At 59.7% G+C, this 17,795-nt stretch carries 14 protein-coding genes and 1 pseudogene; 9 read left to right on the top strand and 6 right to left on the bottom strand.

Annotated features, from left to right (window positions below):
• Positions 1–266 precede the first annotated feature (266 nt).
• A pseudogene (locus tag BZK31_RS00310) lies at positions 267–1,343 on the top strand (polyamine ABC transporter substrate-binding protein); the annotation flags it as partial.
• A gap of 16 nt (positions 1,344–1,359) precedes the next feature.
• Here BZK31_RS00310 and BZK31_RS00305 read toward each other — a convergent pair.
• Genes BZK31_RS00305 through BZK31_RS00295 form a run of 3 tightly spaced genes read right to left on the bottom strand, consistent with a single transcriptional unit; the run spans position 1,360 to position 3,929 of the window.
• Entirely contained in the window at positions 1,360–2,073 is a 714-nt protein-coding gene (locus BZK31_RS00305; RefSeq protein ID WP_083180744.1) for an ABC transporter ATP-binding protein, read from the bottom strand.
• Positions 2,074–2,076: 3 nt separating this feature from the next.
• Entirely contained in the window at positions 2,077–2,922 is an 846-nt protein-coding gene (locus tag BZK31_RS00300) for an ABC transporter permease (protein WP_083180742.1), read from the bottom strand.
• Positions 2,919–3,929: an aliphatic sulfonate ABC transporter substrate-binding protein gene (locus BZK31_RS00295; RefSeq protein ID WP_083180740.1), complete on the bottom strand. Its 1,011-nt coding sequence runs from the start codon at positions 3,927–3,929 to the stop codon at positions 2,919–2,921. Before BZK31_RS00295 ends, BZK31_RS00300 begins: the two co-directional genes overlap by 4 nt.
• Before the next feature lie 480 nt (positions 3,930–4,409).
• Between BZK31_RS00295 and BZK31_RS00290 the strand changes: the two genes are divergently transcribed.
• On the top strand, positions 4,410–5,096 hold the full coding sequence (locus BZK31_RS00290) for a hypothetical protein (RefSeq protein ID WP_083180738.1): 687 nt from the start codon (positions 4,410–4,412) through the stop codon (positions 5,094–5,096).
• A gap of 78 nt (positions 5,097–5,174) precedes the next feature.
• Here BZK31_RS00290 and BZK31_RS00285 read toward each other — a convergent pair whose 3' ends face one another.
• On the bottom strand, positions 5,175–6,170 hold the full coding sequence (locus BZK31_RS00285) for an aldo/keto reductase (protein WP_083180736.1): 996 nt from the start codon (positions 6,168–6,170) through the stop codon (positions 5,175–5,177).
• 204 nt (positions 6,171–6,374) lie between these two features.
• Between BZK31_RS00285 and lexA the strand changes: the two genes are divergently transcribed.
• The 5 genes from lexA to BZK31_RS00260 all read left to right on the top strand — a co-directional run bounded on the left by lexA (position 6,375) and on the right by BZK31_RS00260 (position 13,048).
• Entirely contained in the window at positions 6,375–6,992 is a 618-nt protein-coding gene (lexA, locus tag BZK31_RS00280; protein ID WP_083180735.1) for a transcriptional repressor LexA, read from the top strand.
• Positions 6,992–7,612 carry a translesion DNA synthesis-associated protein ImuA gene (gene imuA / locus BZK31_RS00275; protein ID WP_167377802.1) on the top strand — a complete coding sequence of 207 codons (621 nt, stop codon included), beginning with the start codon at positions 6,992–6,994 and terminating at the stop codon, positions 7,610–7,612. The genes lexA and imuA overlap by 1 nt, the downstream gene beginning before the upstream one ends.
• A 7-nt stretch (positions 7,613–7,619) precedes the next feature.
• Positions 7,620–9,035: a Y-family DNA polymerase gene (locus BZK31_RS00270; protein WP_083180732.1), complete on the top strand. Its 1,416-nt coding sequence runs from the start codon at positions 7,620–7,622 to the stop codon at positions 9,033–9,035.
• Entirely contained in the window at positions 9,032–12,127 is a 3,096-nt protein-coding gene (locus BZK31_RS00265; protein WP_083180730.1) for an error-prone DNA polymerase, read from the top strand. Before BZK31_RS00270 ends, BZK31_RS00265 begins: the two co-directional genes overlap by 4 nt.
• A 69-nt stretch (positions 12,128–12,196) precedes the next feature.
• Entirely contained in the window at positions 12,197–13,048 is an 852-nt protein-coding gene (locus BZK31_RS00260) for an urea carboxylase-associated family protein (RefSeq protein WP_083180728.1), read from the top strand.
• 4 nt (positions 13,049–13,052) lie between these two features.
• On the opposite strand, the gene BZK31_RS00255 is transcribed toward BZK31_RS00260, so the two are convergent.
• Together BZK31_RS00255 and BZK31_RS00250 are read right to left on the bottom strand one after the other, a co-directional pair.
• The gene (locus BZK31_RS00255) at positions 13,053–13,982 is read right to left on the bottom strand and encodes a magnesium transporter CorA family protein (protein WP_083180727.1); all 930 of its coding nucleotides are present in this window, start codon (positions 13,980–13,982) and stop codon (positions 13,053–13,055) included.
• Between the two features lie 6 nt (positions 13,983–13,988).
• Positions 13,989–15,575, bottom strand: coding sequence for a RimK family protein (locus BZK31_RS00250; protein WP_083180726.1), 1,587 nt, complete (start codon positions 15,573–15,575; stop codon positions 13,989–13,991).
• Positions 15,576–15,667: 92 nt separating this feature from the next.
• Here BZK31_RS00250 and BZK31_RS00245 point away from each other — a divergent pair, with 92 nt between their 5' ends.
• Complete coding sequence (locus BZK31_RS00245) at positions 15,668–16,795, top strand: GNAT family N-acetyltransferase/peptidase C39 family protein (protein WP_083180725.1); 1,128 nt, start codon at positions 15,668–15,670, stop codon at positions 16,793–16,795.
• A 90-nt stretch (positions 16,796–16,885) separates the two neighbouring features.
• Entirely contained in the window at positions 16,886–17,785 is a 900-nt protein-coding gene (locus BZK31_RS00240) for a polysaccharide deacetylase family protein (protein WP_087881623.1), read from the top strand.
• The last annotated feature ends 10 nt before the right edge of the window (positions 17,786–17,795 follow it).

Raw genomic sequence — 17,795 nt, 5'->3', positions numbered from 1 at the left:
AAGCCCAGGCGACCGAACAAGGATTTTCCAGATAAATCCCTGCCGCATCATGCTGCTTTCCTACGGTGTTATCAGAGCGGTCTGACCAGCACTAAAAATAGCACTCGGCAACACGTCGGGGGAAAAATTTTTTATGACGTTGTCAGAAATTTTCAATTAATTGATCAGCGTCAATCCCGGATATTAATCAGGTGTGTTCTGTGTAGCTATTGAAGCCTTGTCATGGACTAGGGCAAGCTGCTGCCATTGACCCGAGGAAAACAATAATGCTCAGAAAATCCCTTGCTGCACTGATGTTGCTGGCGTCCACCAGCCATGCGGCAGAAACGGTCAATATCTACAACTGGACCGATTACATCGCCCCGGACACGCTGAAGAATTTCGAGTCGTCGTCAGGCTACAAGACGTCCTACCAGACTTATGAAACCAACGAAACGCTCAATGCCAGACTGAATGCTGGCCATTCTGGCTACGACGTGGTGTTTCCTTCGGTGCACTTCATGGGACGGCAGATCGAGAAAGGCCTGCTCAAGACCCTCGACAAGCGCCAGCTCCCCAACTGGAAGAACCTCAATCCGGTGTTGCTCAAGGCACTCGACGCCAGCGACCCCGGCAATCAGCACGGGTTTCCCTACCTGTGGGGCAGCACCGGGATCGGTTATAACGTCGCGCAGGTCAAGGCCGTGCTGGGCAAGGATGCGCCGCTCAACTCGTGGGACCTGATCCTCAAACCGGAAAACATCAAAAAGCTTGCCCAGTGCGGCGTTGCAATCGTCGACAGCGCGCCGGCCATGCTGCCCATCACGCTCAATTATCTGGGGCTCGAGCCTCACAGTGAAAAGCCCGAGGACTATGCCAGGGCTCAGGCAGTGTTGAATGAAGTACGCCCCTATGTGCGTTATTTCAGCTCGTCGCAATACATCGCCGATCTGGCCTCGGGCAAGGTTTGCGTGGCGGTGGGTTATTCAGGTGACATCTCTCAGGCTCAGGAACAGGCCGGGCAGGCTGGGAACACATTGTCGATCAATTACGTGGTTCCGAAGGAGGGTGCGCCAATGTGGTTCGACATGGTCGCTATCCCCGAGGACGCCCCTGATCCCAAGGCGGCCTATGCCTTTCTGAATTATCTGCTGCGCCCTGAGGTCATCGCCGGCATCACCAACGTCGTGCACTACGCCAACGGCAACGAGAAGGCCGACGCGCTGATCAAACCTGCGTTATGGACCGATACAGACGTTTATCCGGATGCCGACATGCTTGATCGCTTGTTCGCCATGGCCCCGGTTTCGGTAAAGACCGATCAACTGCGAGCCCGCATCTGGGATTCGATCAAGGCCGGTCAGTCAGTAAGCACTGTTTTCAAATCAGATGCGCCTGCTGCAACTCGGTCAGCGCCTGCACCTTGAGGCCGGCCAGTTGCGGATCGCGCCGGTCTCGAGGCGCGGTCAGGCCAACCGTCAGTTCGTGGACGATTCTGCCGGGGCGGCTGCCCATGACCAGCACCCGATCACTCAGGTACAGTGCCTCATCCACGTCATGCGTCACCAGCAGCAGGGTGATTGCATGACGCTCCGCCAGTTGCAATAACAGGTCCTGAAGTTTCATGCGGGTGAATGCATCCACTGCGCTGAATGGCTCATCCAGCAACAGCACGGTCGGGTGCGAATACAGACCGCGAGCGATGGCCACGCGCTGTGCCATGCCACCGGACAATGCCTTGGGCAGTGCGTCAGCGAACCCGGTCAGGCCCACTTCCTCGATCAACTGTGCGACCCAGGCCTGGTCATAGTGGTCGTCATCGCTCAGGCCGATATTCTGCTCGACACTCAGCCACGGCATCAGACGCGGTTCCTGAAAAACAAAGGCCACGTCGCCGTGCAGCCTGTGCACGTCGCCCTGAAAGTCCCGTTCAAGGCCAGCAGCGATTCTCAGCAGGGTACTTTTGCCACAGCCGCTGGGGCCGAGCAGGCTGACGACTTCGCCTGCCTGCAACGACAAATCAATGTCCTGCAAAACCGTGCTTTCAGCAAATGCCTTGTGTGCGACGCGAATATCCATCAACGATGCTGACATCGGTCAATCCTCCCGGCTCTGGCCATTGAATGCATCACGCCAACTCAGAAAACGCCTTTCCAACGCCGCCAGTACACCGTCGCTCAACTTGCCCAGAGTCGCCAACACGACAATGGCGGCCAGCACGATGTCCGGGCGTGAGGTTTCACGTCCGTCGCTCAGCAAGTAGCCCAGTCCTTTAGTGGCGGCGATCAGTTCAGCGGCCACCAGAAACATCCAGGCCAGACTCATGCCACTGCGCAGGCCGGTGAACAGACCCGGCAGGGCAGCGGGCAGAAGGATACGGCGTGTCAGTCGGTAGCGACTGAAACCGTACATCTGACCGACCTCCACCAGCTTGCGGTCAATGCCGCGAATCGCCGCCACGCCATTGAGGTAGACGGGAAAGAACGCACCGATGGCAATCAGCACAATCTTGGAGGTTTCACCGATACCCAGCCACAGCAGCAGCAGAGGCACCCACGCCAGGCTTGGGATGGAGCGTAACCCGGCGAAGGTCGGCTCCAGATAAGCCTCTGCCTCACGGCTCAGGCCCACCCAGGCGGCAAACACCAGCGCCAGACTCGCGCCGATGGCGAAGCCGCTGAGTACACGCAACAGGCTGGCGCTGACATGTTTCCACAGCGCGCCATCGGCCAGATCGGTCAAGGTGACCACGATCTCGCTAGGCGCCGGCATCTGATAGGACGGCAGCCAGCCGATCCGCACGACGAACTCGAGACAGATCACGATCAGCGCGGGTAATACCAACCCTTTACCAAGCGTCTTATAGCGTCCCCCCAATCCGCGTTTTGACTCGGTCAACAGGGCAGGCTGCGCGCGGGGCAGCGTTTTCTGTGCGCTGTTCATTGCCGCGCGATCACGGCGGTCGAGAAATCAGGTGTGATCAATTGATCGACCACTTGCCCAACGTTCACCCCTTTGCGTACCAACTCTTCGGAAACAAGGATTGGCGCGGCGGCTTTTGACGCCTCCACGTCCCTGGCGCTCAGTTGCGGGGTGCTCAGATCGGTTCGCGACAGTTGCAACCTGGCGACTTCCAAGGGCAGGCCAGATTCATCAGCCAGCAATTTAGCCAGTTCGTCCGGGTTCTTGATGGCCCAGTCACGTGCCTTGTCGTAAGCGGTCAGTACCGTTTTTATCGCTTGCGGGTGCTCCTTCGCATAGTTCTCCGTAACGCTCAGTACGCCATAACTGTTGAAATCCTTGTTGCGGTACAGCAACCGCGAACCGGCCTGGATCTGGCTGGCGGCCATGTGTGGATCAAGACCTGCCCAGGCGTCGACATCACCTTTTTCAAGCGCAATGCGGCCATCCGGGTGTTGCAAGTGCAACAGTTCCACATCGTCTTTTTTCAATCCGGCCTGCTGCAGCGCACGCAACGTGAACAGATAAGGATCAGTGCCTTTGGTGGCGGCGATCTTCTTGCCTTTCAGGTCGCTGACCGTTTGCAGCGTTGAATCCTTGCGGACCACGAACGCAGTCCATTCGGCCCGGCTGTAGACATAGACCGATTTGATCGGGCTGCCGTTGGCACGGGCCAGTACCGCGGAAAGGCTGGCCGAGGATGCGAAATCAACGCTGCCGCTGTTGAGGTATTCAAGGGACCGGTTGCTGCCCTGGCTCAACACCCAGGTCACTTTCGACTGCGGCAAGGCTTGCTCCAGCCAGCCGAAATGTTTCAACGCAAGGCTGACGGGGGAGTAGTAGGCGTAATCCAGGCGCACCTCGGAGGGCCCGGTTTCAGCTGCCTGCGCACCCGCTTGCAGGGTCAGGGCCAAGGAAAAGCTGGTCAGCAGCCAGGTGGCGAGTACGCGAGGCGTGTGCAACCGAAACGTAAAACGAGACTGTGGCATAAGGGCATCCAGATCCGATAAGAAGCGGCGACGACTGAATTTTATATTTCAAAATCAGCAGTCGAGCAGGAGTAACCATAGGGAAATGGAATAATGCACGCTTTGTGCCAGCAGAATGTGCGACGGATTAGCCGGTACTTGAGCTTTTCATGCGGCATGCGTGTTGCTGGGGCGACACAGTTGTCTAGTCACTGTTGCTCAGCAAACAGTGACGTGGTCTTTTCAGTTGGATTTTCTGTGGCTATTCGTCAGAAGTTCAGCCTATTTCATCGGGGCAATGCAACAGAAACGCATTTCTGCACTCCTATCGTCGACATTCTTCATTCCGCAACATAGCCGTATTAGGCTTCAGGTGTGATCAAGGGGCACGTATTCGACTGATCCGCAGGGATTCAAAGGGTGGCGAACCCGCCATGGCTGGCGCATTCGCAGCAGCGACACGCTGACTTTCCCTTAACCGCGTACCGGACTCAGAAAATAATGAACATTCCAAAAATAGCCTTGAGCAGCCGCCTTAAGCGCCGCGTTGCCTGGATTTCTCTTCCCTCGATTGTCATGGTCTCGGCGGTGCTGCTGTTTTCCATGGGCAAGGGTGTCTATGCCGACCCCAAAAACGGCACGCAGACCTTGGTTTTCCTGCGTCACGCTGAAAAACCCTCGATGGGCCTGGGGCAACTGAACTGTCAGGGGCTGAATCGGGCCATTGAGCTTTCGGAGCTGTTACCCAAGGAGTTTGGCAAGGCTGATTTCATTTTCGCCGCCAATCCCAGTCGGCATGTGGAAGAGGGCGACGGCGACCTTTCCTACAGCTATGTGCGGCCTTTGATGACGGTCGGGCCGAGCGCAATCAAGCTTGGCCTGCCGATCAATATCGACTTCGGTGCCAACGACACCAGTGATCTGGCGGACGAGTTGATGCACGACAAGTACCACAACGCGATCATTTACACCGCCTGGTCTCATGGCTATCTGCCGGAACTGATCAATAAGGTGGCCAAGGAAGCATCGGGTAGCGATGTCAAACTGGTCAATGACTGGGAAGGTGATGATTTCGATTCAGTGGTGGTCGTGACTCTGAAGTGGGTAAACGGCAAGGCCACGCTGGACTACAAGAATCACAAACAAGGTTTGAACAACGGAACCGAGGCCTGCCCGGTTTCGACCTGATCGGTCCTTGTCGTACACATGAGCCTGCTCGCGCACGACGGTGTTCGCGAGCAGGCTGTTAAGCGACCCTGCAAAAGGTCAGCCGTTGAGAAACTTCATCGACTCGGCGCCATAGCGTTCACCGGCTGCAGCGCCCTCGGCCGGGAAGATCGCATTCAGTTGCGCCAGCTCACCCTCGCTCAGGCTCAATGAAACCGCAGCGACGTTGCTTTCCAGGTACTTGCGCTGCTTGGTGCCGGGAATCGGGATGATGTCATCGCCTTGAGCCAGCACCCATGCCAGTGCCAATTGCGAAGCAGTAACGCCTTTGGCCGCCGCCAGCGTCTTGACCTTTTCCACCAGGACTAGATTGCGGTTGAAGTTTTCGCCCTGAAAGCGCGGACTGAAACGACGGTAGTCATTTTCTGCAAAGTCGTCCGGCGTGCGCAGTTCGCCGGTCAGAAAACCTCGCCCCAGCGGGCTGTAGGCCACGAACGCAATGCCCAGACGACGGCAATTGGCGAGCACGCCGTCATGCTCGGGATCGCGTGACCACAACGAATATTCACTTTGCACTGCGGCCAGCGGATGAACTTTGTGTGCCCGTTCGATGGTGCTCGCGCTGGCCTCGCAAATCCCGATATGACGGACTTTACCTGCCTGGACCAGTTCAGCCATGGCACCAATGGTGTCCTCGATCGGCACGTTCGGGTCTATTCGGTGCTGGTAATACAGATCCAGATAATCCGTGTTCAGACGTTTTAGGCTGCCCTCGATGGCCTGGCGGATATAGTCGGGACGACCGTCGACCCCACGGGCATGCGGATCATCACTGCGCAGGATGCCAAACTTGCTGGCCAGGTAAATGCTTTCGCGCTTGCCCTGTAACGCGCGGCCAATAAGGGCCTCGTTGGTGTGCGGGCCGTACATGTCGGCGGTATCGAAAAAAGTAATGCCCAACTCCAGAGCACGATGCAGGGTCGCGACGGATTCCTGCTCATTGCTGCCGGTGGTGTAGAAATCCGACATCCCCATGCAACCCAGGCCGATGGCGGAAACCTGCGGGCCTTGCTGGCCGAATTGACGTGTGATCACGATGATTTCTCCTGCGAATGATAAGACCTGTTCAGTCTCTACCTTTTGAGGTGCTCAATAAACCGGGTGTATTTGATTTGACTGTTCGGATTATCTAAACAATTGGCGCAGTAGGGCTGGACCGGTTCCTACACTTCAGCTGGCGCGATCTGAGCAATCAATCCGACAGAACGCTCTAGCCAGAAAAAAAGCAAAAGAGTACAAATGTACTCCATGAGCACATTATCTCCCCGCCGTAGTGCAATCCTTACCTTCATCCGCGATCGCATCGCGCAGCAAGGGCAATCGCCGAGCCTGGCAGAAATCTGCGAGGCTTTCGGTTTTGCTTCGCGCAGCGTGGCGCGCAAACACATTGTGGCGCTGACCGAGGCCGGCCTGATCGAAGTCGTGCCGCACCAAGCGCGTGGCATTCGTCTGCCGCAGAACGAATCGCGCCCCGAACTGCTGGAGATTCCCGTACTGGGCCGCGTCGCTGCCGGTGCACCCATCGGGCCTGACCTGGACGTGCATGCCACGCTGCATCTGGACCGCAGCACCTTTACCCGCGTGCCGGACTACCTGCTGCGGGTGCGGGGCGATTCGATGATCGAAGACGGCATTCTCGACGGTGATCTGGTGGGCGTGCATCGCAATCCGCAGGCCAGCGATGGCCAGATTGTCGTGGCCCGTCTGGACGGTGAAGTCACCATCAAACGTTTGCGTCGCAGCGCCGACGGGTTGCAGTTGCTGCCGCGTAACCCGGCCTATCGACCGATCCTCGTGACGCCGGATCAGGACTTCGCCATCGAGGGCGTGTTCTGCGGCCTGGTCCGGCGCGAATGATGGGCGCGGTGGTCAGCCTGGACGCCCTGCTGGATGAACGCAGGGTCTGGAAAGGGCGTCAGCAGTCAGCGCCGCCGGTCAGCCAGCAGCCCAGCGGCCATGTCTTGCTCGACAGTGCGTTGCCCACTGGCGGCTGGCCTGCGGGAGCGCTGACTGAAATCCTGATTCCGGCCAATGGCAGTGGCGAGTTGCGCCTGCTGTGGCCCAGTCTGGCGCGTCTGTCCGGCATGGGGGAGCGCATTGTGCTGGTAGCACCGCCTTACCTGCCGTACCCCCAGGCCTGGCTGGCGGCCGGGGTCGATCTGCGCCAACTGACCCTGATCGAGGCAGGCAGCAAGGATGCCTTGTGGGCTGCCGAGCAATGTCTGCGCTCAGGGAGCTGTGGCGCGGTGGTGTGCTGGCCGGGCATGGTCGACGACCGGGCATTGCGACGCTTGCAGGTGGCGGCTGAAACCGGGCAGACCCTGGCCTTTGCGTGCCGATCTCAGCAGGCCGCCGCCAACCCGTCGCCCGCTGCGCTGCGCATTGCCGTCGACACTCGCCCCGCGCAACTGCGGGTACTCAAATGCCGTGGCGGGCTTGCTCCCGCCTTGCCGATCCCGTTTCCAACCGACGCTTGAGGTTCTTATGCTGTGGGCCTGCATTGTGCTGCCGCAATTGGCACTTGATGGCGTCATGCGCCGCCATACCGATCCGGATGAACCGCTGGCCTTGATCAGCGGCAGTGCGCAGCGCCGGGTGTTGCAGGCAGTCAACCCGGCGGGGCGGGCACTGGGCCTGCGCGCCGGTCAGTCGCTCAGTACGGCGCAGGCTCTGGTCTCGGGCTTTGCGATGGTCGCGCACGACCCGTCCGAAACCGAGCGATTGCAGCAGTTTCTGGCCGCCTGGGCGTATGGGTTCAGCTCCAATGTCAGCCTCAAATACCCCCGTGTCCTGCTGATGGAAATCGAGTCCAGCCTTCGTCTTTTCGGGCCTTGGCCGGTGTTCGAGGCACGACTTCGCGAGGAGTTGGCCGGGCTCGGCTTTCGCCATCGCATCGTCGTGGCCCCCAATCCGGTGGCGGCCCGCATGCTGGCCAACATGCACGACGGACTGAGCATCGATTGCCCCCATGACCTGCGCCGTACGCTGGAGCAGATGCCGGTGGACCGTATCGGTCTTGGCCGCGAGGTGGCGACCGCTTTGGCTCGCATGGGCCTGCGCAATGTCCGGCAGGTCCTGGCCCTGCCACGCGACACCCTGGCGCGGCGTTTTCCGGCCAGTGTGCTGCAGCATCTCGATACGTTGCTGGGCGAACGCCCGGTGGCGATGGAATGCTATCTGCCGCCGGACTTTTTCGACCAGCGCATCGAACTGAATTTCGATGTCGAGTCGCACCAGGCCTTGCTGTTCCCGCTCAAACGCTTGATCGCCGATCTGGCAACGTTTCTGACCGGGCGCGACAGTGGCGTTCAACGGTTCGCCTTGCATCTGGAGCATATCGACGGCCCTGACACGGTTGTCCAGGTCGGCCTGCTCAGCGCCGAGCGCGATGCGTCGATGCTGTTCGAACTGGCCCGTGGCCGACTGGAGCAGGTGTTGGTGACGTCCCCGGTGCGTGCGGTACGCTTGCTGGCGCAGGATTTGCCGGATTTCGTTCCCGCGCATCGCGAGCTGTTCGATGAGCGCGTGCAACAGACGTTGCCCTGGGAACAATTGCGCGAGCGCCTGCGTGCGCGGCTTGGCGACGAGTCGGTCAATGGCTTGCGGGCTCTGGCCGACCATCGTCCCGAATGTGCCTGGCAGTCCAGAACCGAAAGCAAGGCCACCGCGCTCATGCAGGGTCATTCCCGTCCGGGCTGGCTGCTGCATCAACCGCAGCCGTTGCCAGCACATTCTGCGCGAATCGTGGCCGGCCCCGAGCGAATCGAGTCGGGCTGGTGGGACGGTGGCGATGTACGCCGCGATTACTATCTGGTCGAGACCGCCACCGGCCAGCGAGCCTGGGCCTATCGCACCGTGGGTGAAAACGGCGAGCTTCTGCTGCATGGCTGGTTCGCGTGAGCATCGATTACGCCGAGCTGCATTGCCTGTCGAACTTCAGTTTCCAGCGCGGCGCGTCCAGTGCACAGGAGCTGTTTCAGCGAGCCAACCGCCACGGTTACGCTGCGCTGGCGATCACCGATGAATGCACCCTGGCCGGTATCGTGCGGGCGTGGCAGGCGTCGAAGGACAGCGGTTTGCCCTTGATCGTCGGCAGCGAGATGCAGATTGAAAACGGGCCGAAGATCGTGCTGTTGGTAGAGGACCTGATGGGCTACCAGACCCTGTGCCGGATCATCACGGCGGCCCGTCGCCGTGCCAAAAAGGGCGAGTACCGGCTGCTGCGTGATGATTTCGCTGCGCTGTCGGGTGGCTTGTTGGCTATCTGGCTGCCGGACATCGATGGCGATGCGCAAGACTGCGTGACTCAGGGCAACTGGTTGCGCGAACGGTTTATCGAGCGTCTGTGGCTGGGGGTCGGGTTGCATCGCGGGCCGGATGACGAGCAGCGTCTTGCCGACCTGCTCGCGCTGGCGCAGTCCCTGAGCATTCCGGCTGTGGCCAGCGGCGATGTGCACATGCATGCGCGGGGGCGGCGCGCCTTGCAGGACACCATGACCGCGATCCGCCATCACACCACTGTGGCGGAGGCCGGTCACCGGCTGTTCGCCAATGGCGAGCGCCACCTGCGGACAAAGGATGCGCTGGCCGGGCTTTACCCGGACTGGCTGTTGGCCGAGTCGGTGCGCATCGCACGCCGCTGCACCTTCGATTTCGGGCACTTGAAGTACGAATACCCTCATGAGCTGGTCCCCAAGGGGCAAACGCCGTCGTCGTGGTTGCGCGAGCTGACTGAGCGTGGCGTGCGCAGGCGCTGGCCCGACGGACTGCGCGCCTCGACTCGCGAGCAGGTCGAAAAGGAACTGGTACTGATCGCGGAGATGAAGTTCGACAGTTACTTTCTGACGGTGCACGACATCGTCCAGTTTGCCCGCAGCCAGTACATTCTCTGTCAGGGACGTGGCTCTGCGGCCAACTCCGTGGTGTGTTACGCGCTGGGCATCACCGAATTGAATCCGGAAAAGAGCAATCTGCTGTTTGAACGCTTCATTTCCAGAGAGCGCAATGAGCCGCCGGACATCGATGTGGATTTCGAGCATGACCGCCGTGAAGAGGTCATTCAGTATGTGTTCCGTCGTTATGGTCGGGGCAGGGCGGCGCTGACCGCCGTCGCCAGTACCTACCATGGCTCCGGTGCGATGCGTGATGTGGCCAGGGTGCTAGGGTTGCCGCCGGATCAAATCAACGCGTTGGCCGATGCATTCAGCCGCTGGAGCGATACGCTGCCGACGCCCAAGCGCCTGCGCGAATATGGCCTGGATCCCGAAGCTCCGATGCTCAGGCGCGTGCTGGCTCTAAGTGATGAGCTTATCGGCTTCCCTCGGCACCTGTCGCAGCATCCGGGAGGCTTCGTGATTTCCGAGCATCCGCTCGACACACTGGTGCCGGTCGAGAACGCGGCCATGGCCGAGCGCACCATCATCCAGTGGGACAAGGACGACCTCGATCTGGTGGGTCTGCTGAAAGTCGACATCCTGGCCCTGGGCATGCTCAGTGCGCTACGCAGGACTTTCGATCTTGTGCATTTGCACCGCGGCAAGCAGTGGACGTTGGCCGATGTGCCGTCCGATGATCGTCCGACCTACGAAATGATCAGTCGTGCCGACACCATTGGTGTGTTTCAGATTGAATCACGGGCACAGATGGCCATGCTGCCGCGCCTGCGGCCCGAGAAGTTCTACGATCTGGTGATCGAAGTGGCGATCGTGCGGCCGGGGCCGATTCAGGGCGACATGGTGCATCCGTACCTGAGGCGGCGTAATGGCGAAGAAGCCATCACCTATCCGCCTGCGCTGGAAAAGGTGTTCAAACGCACCCTCGGCGTGCCGCTGTTTCAGGAGCAGGTCATGGAAGTGGCGATCCTGGCCGCTGACTACACGCCCGGTGAAGCCGATCAGTTGCGCCGCTCGATGGCTGCCTGGAAGCGCCACGGCGGGCTGGAGCCGCATCGCGAGCGTCTGACTAAGGGCATGTTGAAGAATGGCTACGAACGGTCATTCGCCGACCGCATCTTCGAACAGATCAAAGGCTTCGGCAGCTATGGCTTTCCGGAATCCCATGCGGCCAGCTTCGCCTTGCTGACTTATGCCAGTTGCTGGCTCAAGTGCCACGAACCAGCAGCTTTTACCTGTGCGTTGATCAACAGCTGGCCGATGGGCTTTTACAGTCCGGATCAATTGCTGCAGGACGCCCGTCGTCATCACATTGAAGTCCGCCCGGTGGATGTGCGCTACAGCGACTGGGACTGTACGCTGGAGCCCGTCGAGCATCCGGATTACACGCGCAACCTGGCGATCCGCCTGGGGTTGCGCATGGTGCGCGGCTTTCGGGAAGAAGATGCGCTGCGCATTGAACGAGTCCGTGCGGTGCGAGCGTTCGTCGATGCCACAGACCTGACGATTCGTGCTGCACTGGACCATCGCGCTGCCGAGTCGCTGGCCGATTCCGGTGCCTTGCGCGGCCTGATCGGCCATCGGCATCGCGCCCGTTGGGAAGTGGCGGGCGTGGAAGCCCAGCGCCCGTTGTTCGATGACTTGCCCAGCGAAGAGCGTCAAGTCACGCTGCCGCTGCCCACCGTGGCCGAGGATCTGGTGGCCGACTACGCCACGCTGGGCACCACGCTTGGGCCTCATCCACTGGCTCTGCTACGACGGCAGTTGGCCGCCAGGCGCTTTCGCAGTTCGCGGGACCTGCTCACGCTGGAAAATGACCGGACCCTCAGCGTGGCCGGGCTGGTCATAGGTCGGCAACGCCCCGGCACGGCCAGCGGTGTGACATTCGTGACCCTGGAAGATGAGTTCGGGATGGTCAATGTGGTTGTCTGGCGCGATCTGGCTGAGCGTCAGCGTAAAGTTCTGGTGGGTTCACACCTGTTGCAGGTGTTCGGACGTCTGGAGTCCAAGAGCGGTGTGCGCCACCTGATTGCCCAGCGGCTCTACGACCTCACGCCATTGTTGACCGGTCTGGATGTACGCAGCCGTGATTTTCAGTGACCCGTCAAGCCAGACAGGCTCGTAACTTGCAGCGTTGATCGCCCCGATTCTGTAAACGAGAGGCCTTGCATGTACAAAGACTATCCGGCTGCTTATCAAGTGAGCAAAGGTGCCGCGCTGCAAGTGGATACGGCGTTTTACGAGCGCATACGCGCCAACGTGCAGCAGCGCACGCTGGTCGAGCAGTTCGAGGTGCCGATTCGTACTGGGAGGGCGTGGAAGGTCAAGGCCGGGCAGGTGTTTCGTGTCACCACACCGGTGGGGCCGCAGGTGGGTGATTTCAACGTCTGGAACGCCGATGACCCTCGTGAGCGGCTGTGGGCGGCCAGAACCCGTCAGTTGCAGGGCGCGCATGTCAGCACCCATGACCGGCTCTGGTCGAACCTGCCGTTTCTGCGGCCGATGGTCACCATCACTGACGACAGTCTGGCCGGGTACGGCATCGACGAGCACGGCGGTCGGCTTCACGATCTGCTGGGCACGCGCTGCGACCCTTACGTCAACAAGATGCTGACCGGCGAAGACTTCCACCATCACTGCCATTCGAACCTGACGCGCGCGGTTCTGCCCCATGGCCTGACCGAATTCGATGTGCATGATGTACTGAACATCTTTCAGTGCACCGGGCTCAACCAGGACGACATGTATTTCATGAAGGCCTGCCCGGCGAAACAGGGCGATTATCTGGAGTTTTTTGCGGAAATCGACCTGTTGTGTGCATTGTCGACTTGCCCGGGCGGTGATCTGTCGCTGCCGATGTGGGGCCCGGATGCGCAGGATCCGCTCAGCGTATGCCGACCGCTGGGGGTCGAGATCTACAGCCTCGAGGCTTGCCTGCTGGAAGGCTGGCAGCCACCCTCGCGCGCGGCCTACAACGGACTGCATGGTTTGGAGATCGCCAAAGCCGCGTGGGAGAAATGACCGCTCACGCCGAACGTGCCATCCTGCGCAACCCGTAAATCATCGCAATGCCCATGCCCAGCATGGCGACCAGCAGCGCAGGGTAGCTGACCCACCAAGGCAACGGCGCGGTCATCATGCTGAATTCGGACATACCGCCAATCCCGGCAATCAGGTTCAACGGCAGAAACACTACGTTGATCAGGGTCAGTTTGCGCAGCAGGGTGTTGGTGCTGTTGTTGACCAGGTTGCCACGGGCGTCCATCAGGCCGGCAAACACGGTCGAATAAATCTCGGCCTGTTTGTAGCACTGGTCGTTCTCGATGATCATGTCATCGATCAGCGCCAGGCTGGCGCTAGCGTATTGCTTGCCTTGGGCATGATTTCGCAACCGGGTCAGCACCGTGCCGTTGCTGTGAATCGCATTGATGTAATACACCAGGCTTTCACTGAGGTTGAACATCTGCAGCAGATGGCGATTTTCCAGTGACGAATTGAATTTCTGCTGCAGTTCACGCGCCACCATCTTGATTACCTTCAAGTGCCCCAGATAGTGATGAATGTTGTTGAACAGCATCTCCAGCAAGATATCCAGTGGCTGCTGCAGCGGTCGCTGGGCGTTCAGCGAGGTCAGCGGCTGGTCATCGTCGCAGATCAGCAGCAACTGATCCTGCCTGAGCAGGACCCCGAAAGAAGATACATCGAACGAAAAGCTGTCCTTGCCCGAATAGTTCTCGGGGCGTTTCCAGATCAGAAACAGCGCGTCGGGATGAAACTCGATACGGGAAATCTCGTCCGGGTCCAGCGCCGAAGCGACGGCATGCTCATCGAGGTGAAAGCGCTCGAGCAGCAGTGTGCGTTCGCGAGCGTCGGGCTTGCTGAACCACAGCACCTGGGCAGCCTGTGAATTGCAGGGTTGCAGACGGTTTTCATGCAGCTTCAGGCCTTTGATCATCGGGCTTCACCAGGCCTGGCCAAGGCGTTTGAGCTCCAGGCGGCGAATGAACTCCTCCAGCACCAAGCCGTACAGGTCGTCCTGCAGGCAGGCGTCTTCGATACCGGCGTCCAGATTGGGGTTGTCGTTGACTTCTATGACCACCACCTTGTCGCCGGACTGCTTCAGATCGACGCCATATAGCCCGTCGCCAATCAGGTTAGCGGTCTTGAGTGCGAGTTCGACCACGGCACGGGGGGCTTCGTGCACTGCAAGGGTGCGGCATTCACCATTGATCTCGGCACCGATGGCCTTGTGGTTGTAGATCTGCCAATGGCCCTTGGACATGAAGTACTGGCAGGCAAAGATCGGCTTGCGGTTGAGAATGCCGATGCGCCAGTCATATTCGGTGTAGAAAAACTCCTGGGCGAGCAACAGCACTGAATGCTCGAACAACTGAGTCGTGGCTGTCTGCATTTCTTCAGCCGTACTGACCTTGATCACGCCGCGAGAGAAACAACCGTCGGGGATTTTCAGCACCAGCGGGAAACCCAGGCGTCGGGCGACGTTCTCCAGCTCTTCGGGGCGGTCCTTGTAGAGAATTTCGGTGCGCGGCATGCCCAGGTCATGGCTCTTGAGCAGGTCGGTCAGGTACACCTTGTTGGTGCAGCGCAGGATCGACGTCGAGTCGTCCATGACCACCAGCCCCTCGCTCTCGGCTTTCTTGGCAAAGCGATAGGTGTGGTTGTCGACGCTGGTGGTCTCGCGGATCAGCAGTGCATCGTATTCGGCCAGTCGGGCGTAATCCTTTTTCTCGATCAGCTCGACATCGACCCCCATCCGTTGGCCAACGCGGATGAAATTGGCCAATGCCTGCGCGTTGGACGGCGGCAGTTGCTCCTGCGGGTCATGCAGAATCGCCAGGTCATAGCGCGCCACACGACGTGAACTGGGTTGCCGCCAGATCTTGCGGCTGAAGCCGTCCAGCGCGCTGGCGAATTCGTCCTGCTGATCGTCTCGCAATCGTGGCAAGGCGCCTGCCTTGATGCCTGCGATGTGCCAGTTTTCCCGCTTGCGAAACTCGACCAGCAGGAGGGGGCAGGGAAAGGCTTCGAACAATTGCTGCGCCAGGTCTTTCAACGGTTCCAGCGAAGTCTGACCAAAGTAAAGTGTCAGGGTAAACCCCTCAGTGTCATCATAAGGATGATCCTGAAGTGCATTGTCGAGAATCTTGTCCAGGTCATCCAGCACCAGCCCGTACAGAGACTTGCGGGTCAACTCGCTGAGGGTCCGCACTGAAGGAATGACATTGTGCTGGCGCGCCTCGGCCAACAACGAACAGTAATAGCCATGCCCCAGGTATTTATAACTTCGGCACAGGTTAATCACCTGAACACGCCTGCCTGCCGTGGCTTTCAGCGGCTTTTCAAGATAATCCTGAGCGCTGATCAGGTCTTCGCTGGGGAAATAAGATGCCCAGTCTTCCAGCCGCTCTACAATAATCACCAACTGACTCTGTGCTACAAAAGGCACTGCGGGATAGGCACGTTTCGTTGTTGCTGAAAGTGCAAGTTGAGCCGATACTTCGTTCATCTTCACCTGCGCCGCTGACATGGGTAATCGATCCGATGGAAAACAGTCCTTTCTATTAAGCATGCGCTTATAGAAATGTCCCGTTTCGTTACACAACTTTTACGGCGGTGCAGATGGACTTTATATTTCGCGACGCAGTGGACGCCGATGTCGAGGCGTTGCTGTTTCTGGAGAACCAGTGCTTTGAAGGCGACCGGCTGACGGCGCGCAGTTTTCACTGGATGATTCGCCGCGCCAACGCGTGCCTGGTCGTGGCCGAGCGCGAAGCGCAGCTCGTAGGTTATGCGCTGGTGCTGTTTCATCGCGGCACGTCGCTGGGGCGTCTATATTCGCTGGCCATTGCCGATACGGCGCGAGGGCTGGGGCTTGGCCGGCAATTGCTGCAGCGCGCCGAACAGCAGGCGGTCGAGCGCGATTGCGCCTACCTGCGTCTGGAAGTGCGCCCTGACAACCTTGCCGCCATCGCTCTGTACGAGCGCAGCGGTTATCGACGCTTCGCGCAGGTCGAAGACTACTACCAGGATCACGCCCCGGCCCTGCGTTACGAAAAACGGATTGTCGAGCACGCCCGGCACAACGGTCGTTCAGTGCCTTACTATCAGCAAACTCTGGACTTCACCTGCGGCCCGGCCTGCTTGCTGATGGCCATGAAAGCCTTGCAACCGGCGCGCGCGATGGTGCGAGCCGAGGAATTGCAGATATGGCGTGAAGCAACCACCGTGTTCATGACCTCCGGGCACGGCGGCTGCAGCCCGCAAGGTCTCGCGCTGGCCGCCTGGCGGCGCGGTTTCGCGGTGAAACTGCTGGTATCGGTGTCCGGCCCCCTGTTTCTGAGCGGGGTGCGCAGCGAAACCAAGAAGCAGGTGGTTCGACTGGTTCACGAGCAGTTCTGCCGCGAGCTGGACGCCTCCGGCGTACAGCGCCTGACCAATCAATCGCTGAACCTGCCCAAGGTGCTGGCGCAAGGAGGGCGGCCGCTGGTGCTGATCAGCAGCTACCGGCTGACGCGCTCCAAGGCACCGCATTGGGTCATGGTCACCGATTGCGACAGTGATTTCGTCTACCTGCATGATCCCGATATCGACCACAGCCTGCACCGCCAGGCGATCGACTGTCAGCACCTGCCGGTTAGCCACGCCGACTTCAGCCGCATGAGCTGTTTCGGCACCGACAAACTGCGGGCCGCCGTGATTGTCTATCCGGTCACGCCCACCGACTCCGATTGCGCACAGGTTTCATGAACAGGCATGGCTTTAAATCTGGCGCACGGCTAGTGTGTGCGCCGCAGCACCGGCAAAAGGTTTTAGACCGGTCATTCGGAAAATACAGTGATGAAGTCTGTTTTTACCGCCCTTTGGGTCCTGACGATTGCCCTGAGCCTGTCGGCCTGTATCAGCGCGCCGATACCGTTGACGCCAGAGACGAGCGAGCGATTGCGTCAGCAGGCCCCCGTTCGCTTCCTGCTGTCGTTCGACGACGGGCCAAGCGCTTCGACCTTTTACAATCCGACGCTGACCGTGCTCGACAGTCTGGCCGAGAATCCGATACAGCCGCACATCAAGGCTGTGTTTTTCGTGCAGACCGGCGCAACCGGGGCCGGGAACAGTGATCAGGGGCGGGCGATCATGCACCGCCAGCATGCCGAGGGTCATGTTCTGGGGTTTCACACGGCAACGCCACACCACACCAACCATCGCTCGTTGAGCCCTCAAGAGCTGGATCAATCCTTGACTCAGGGGGGCGCGATCATCGCCGCGATAACCGGCGCGCCGACCACGTTACTGCGCCCGCCGTTCTGGAATTATGATCAGCGCACGTTCAGCGCCTACGAGCAGCATCATCTGCATGTGCTGCTTACCGACTTGAGTGCCAACGACGGCAAAATATGGGGTTACAACTTCAGCCTCAGGCGTCGCTCGAACATGGTCAGCCAGTTGTCGCAAGTGCGCGAACGTATCGCCGCTGGAGAGTTGCCGACGGTCGATGGCGTGATTCCGGTGGTGGTGACCTTTCATGACCTGAACCGCTATACCGCCCGGCACGCACGGGAGTACCTGCAGATTCTGCTCGACAGCGCCGCGCAGACCGGCGTGAAGCTGGCGGCCAGGCCGTTTTATGACGACAGCGCGCAATTGCAGCGCGCCGCCCTGGCCCGTACCGTCAAGGAAGGTGCCGAGCCCGTCAGGTTACCCGGCTTGTGGAACTGGATCTGGGACCATAACGGGCATTGATCCGTCGGGT

Source organism: Pseudomonas floridensis (assembly GCF_002087235.1).
Classification (GTDB): Bacteria; Pseudomonadota; Gammaproteobacteria; order Pseudomonadales; family Pseudomonadaceae; genus Aquipseudomonas; species Aquipseudomonas floridensis.
Note: the sequence above shows the minus strand (reverse complement) of the source record. Positions and strands in the feature narration are given on the sequence as shown.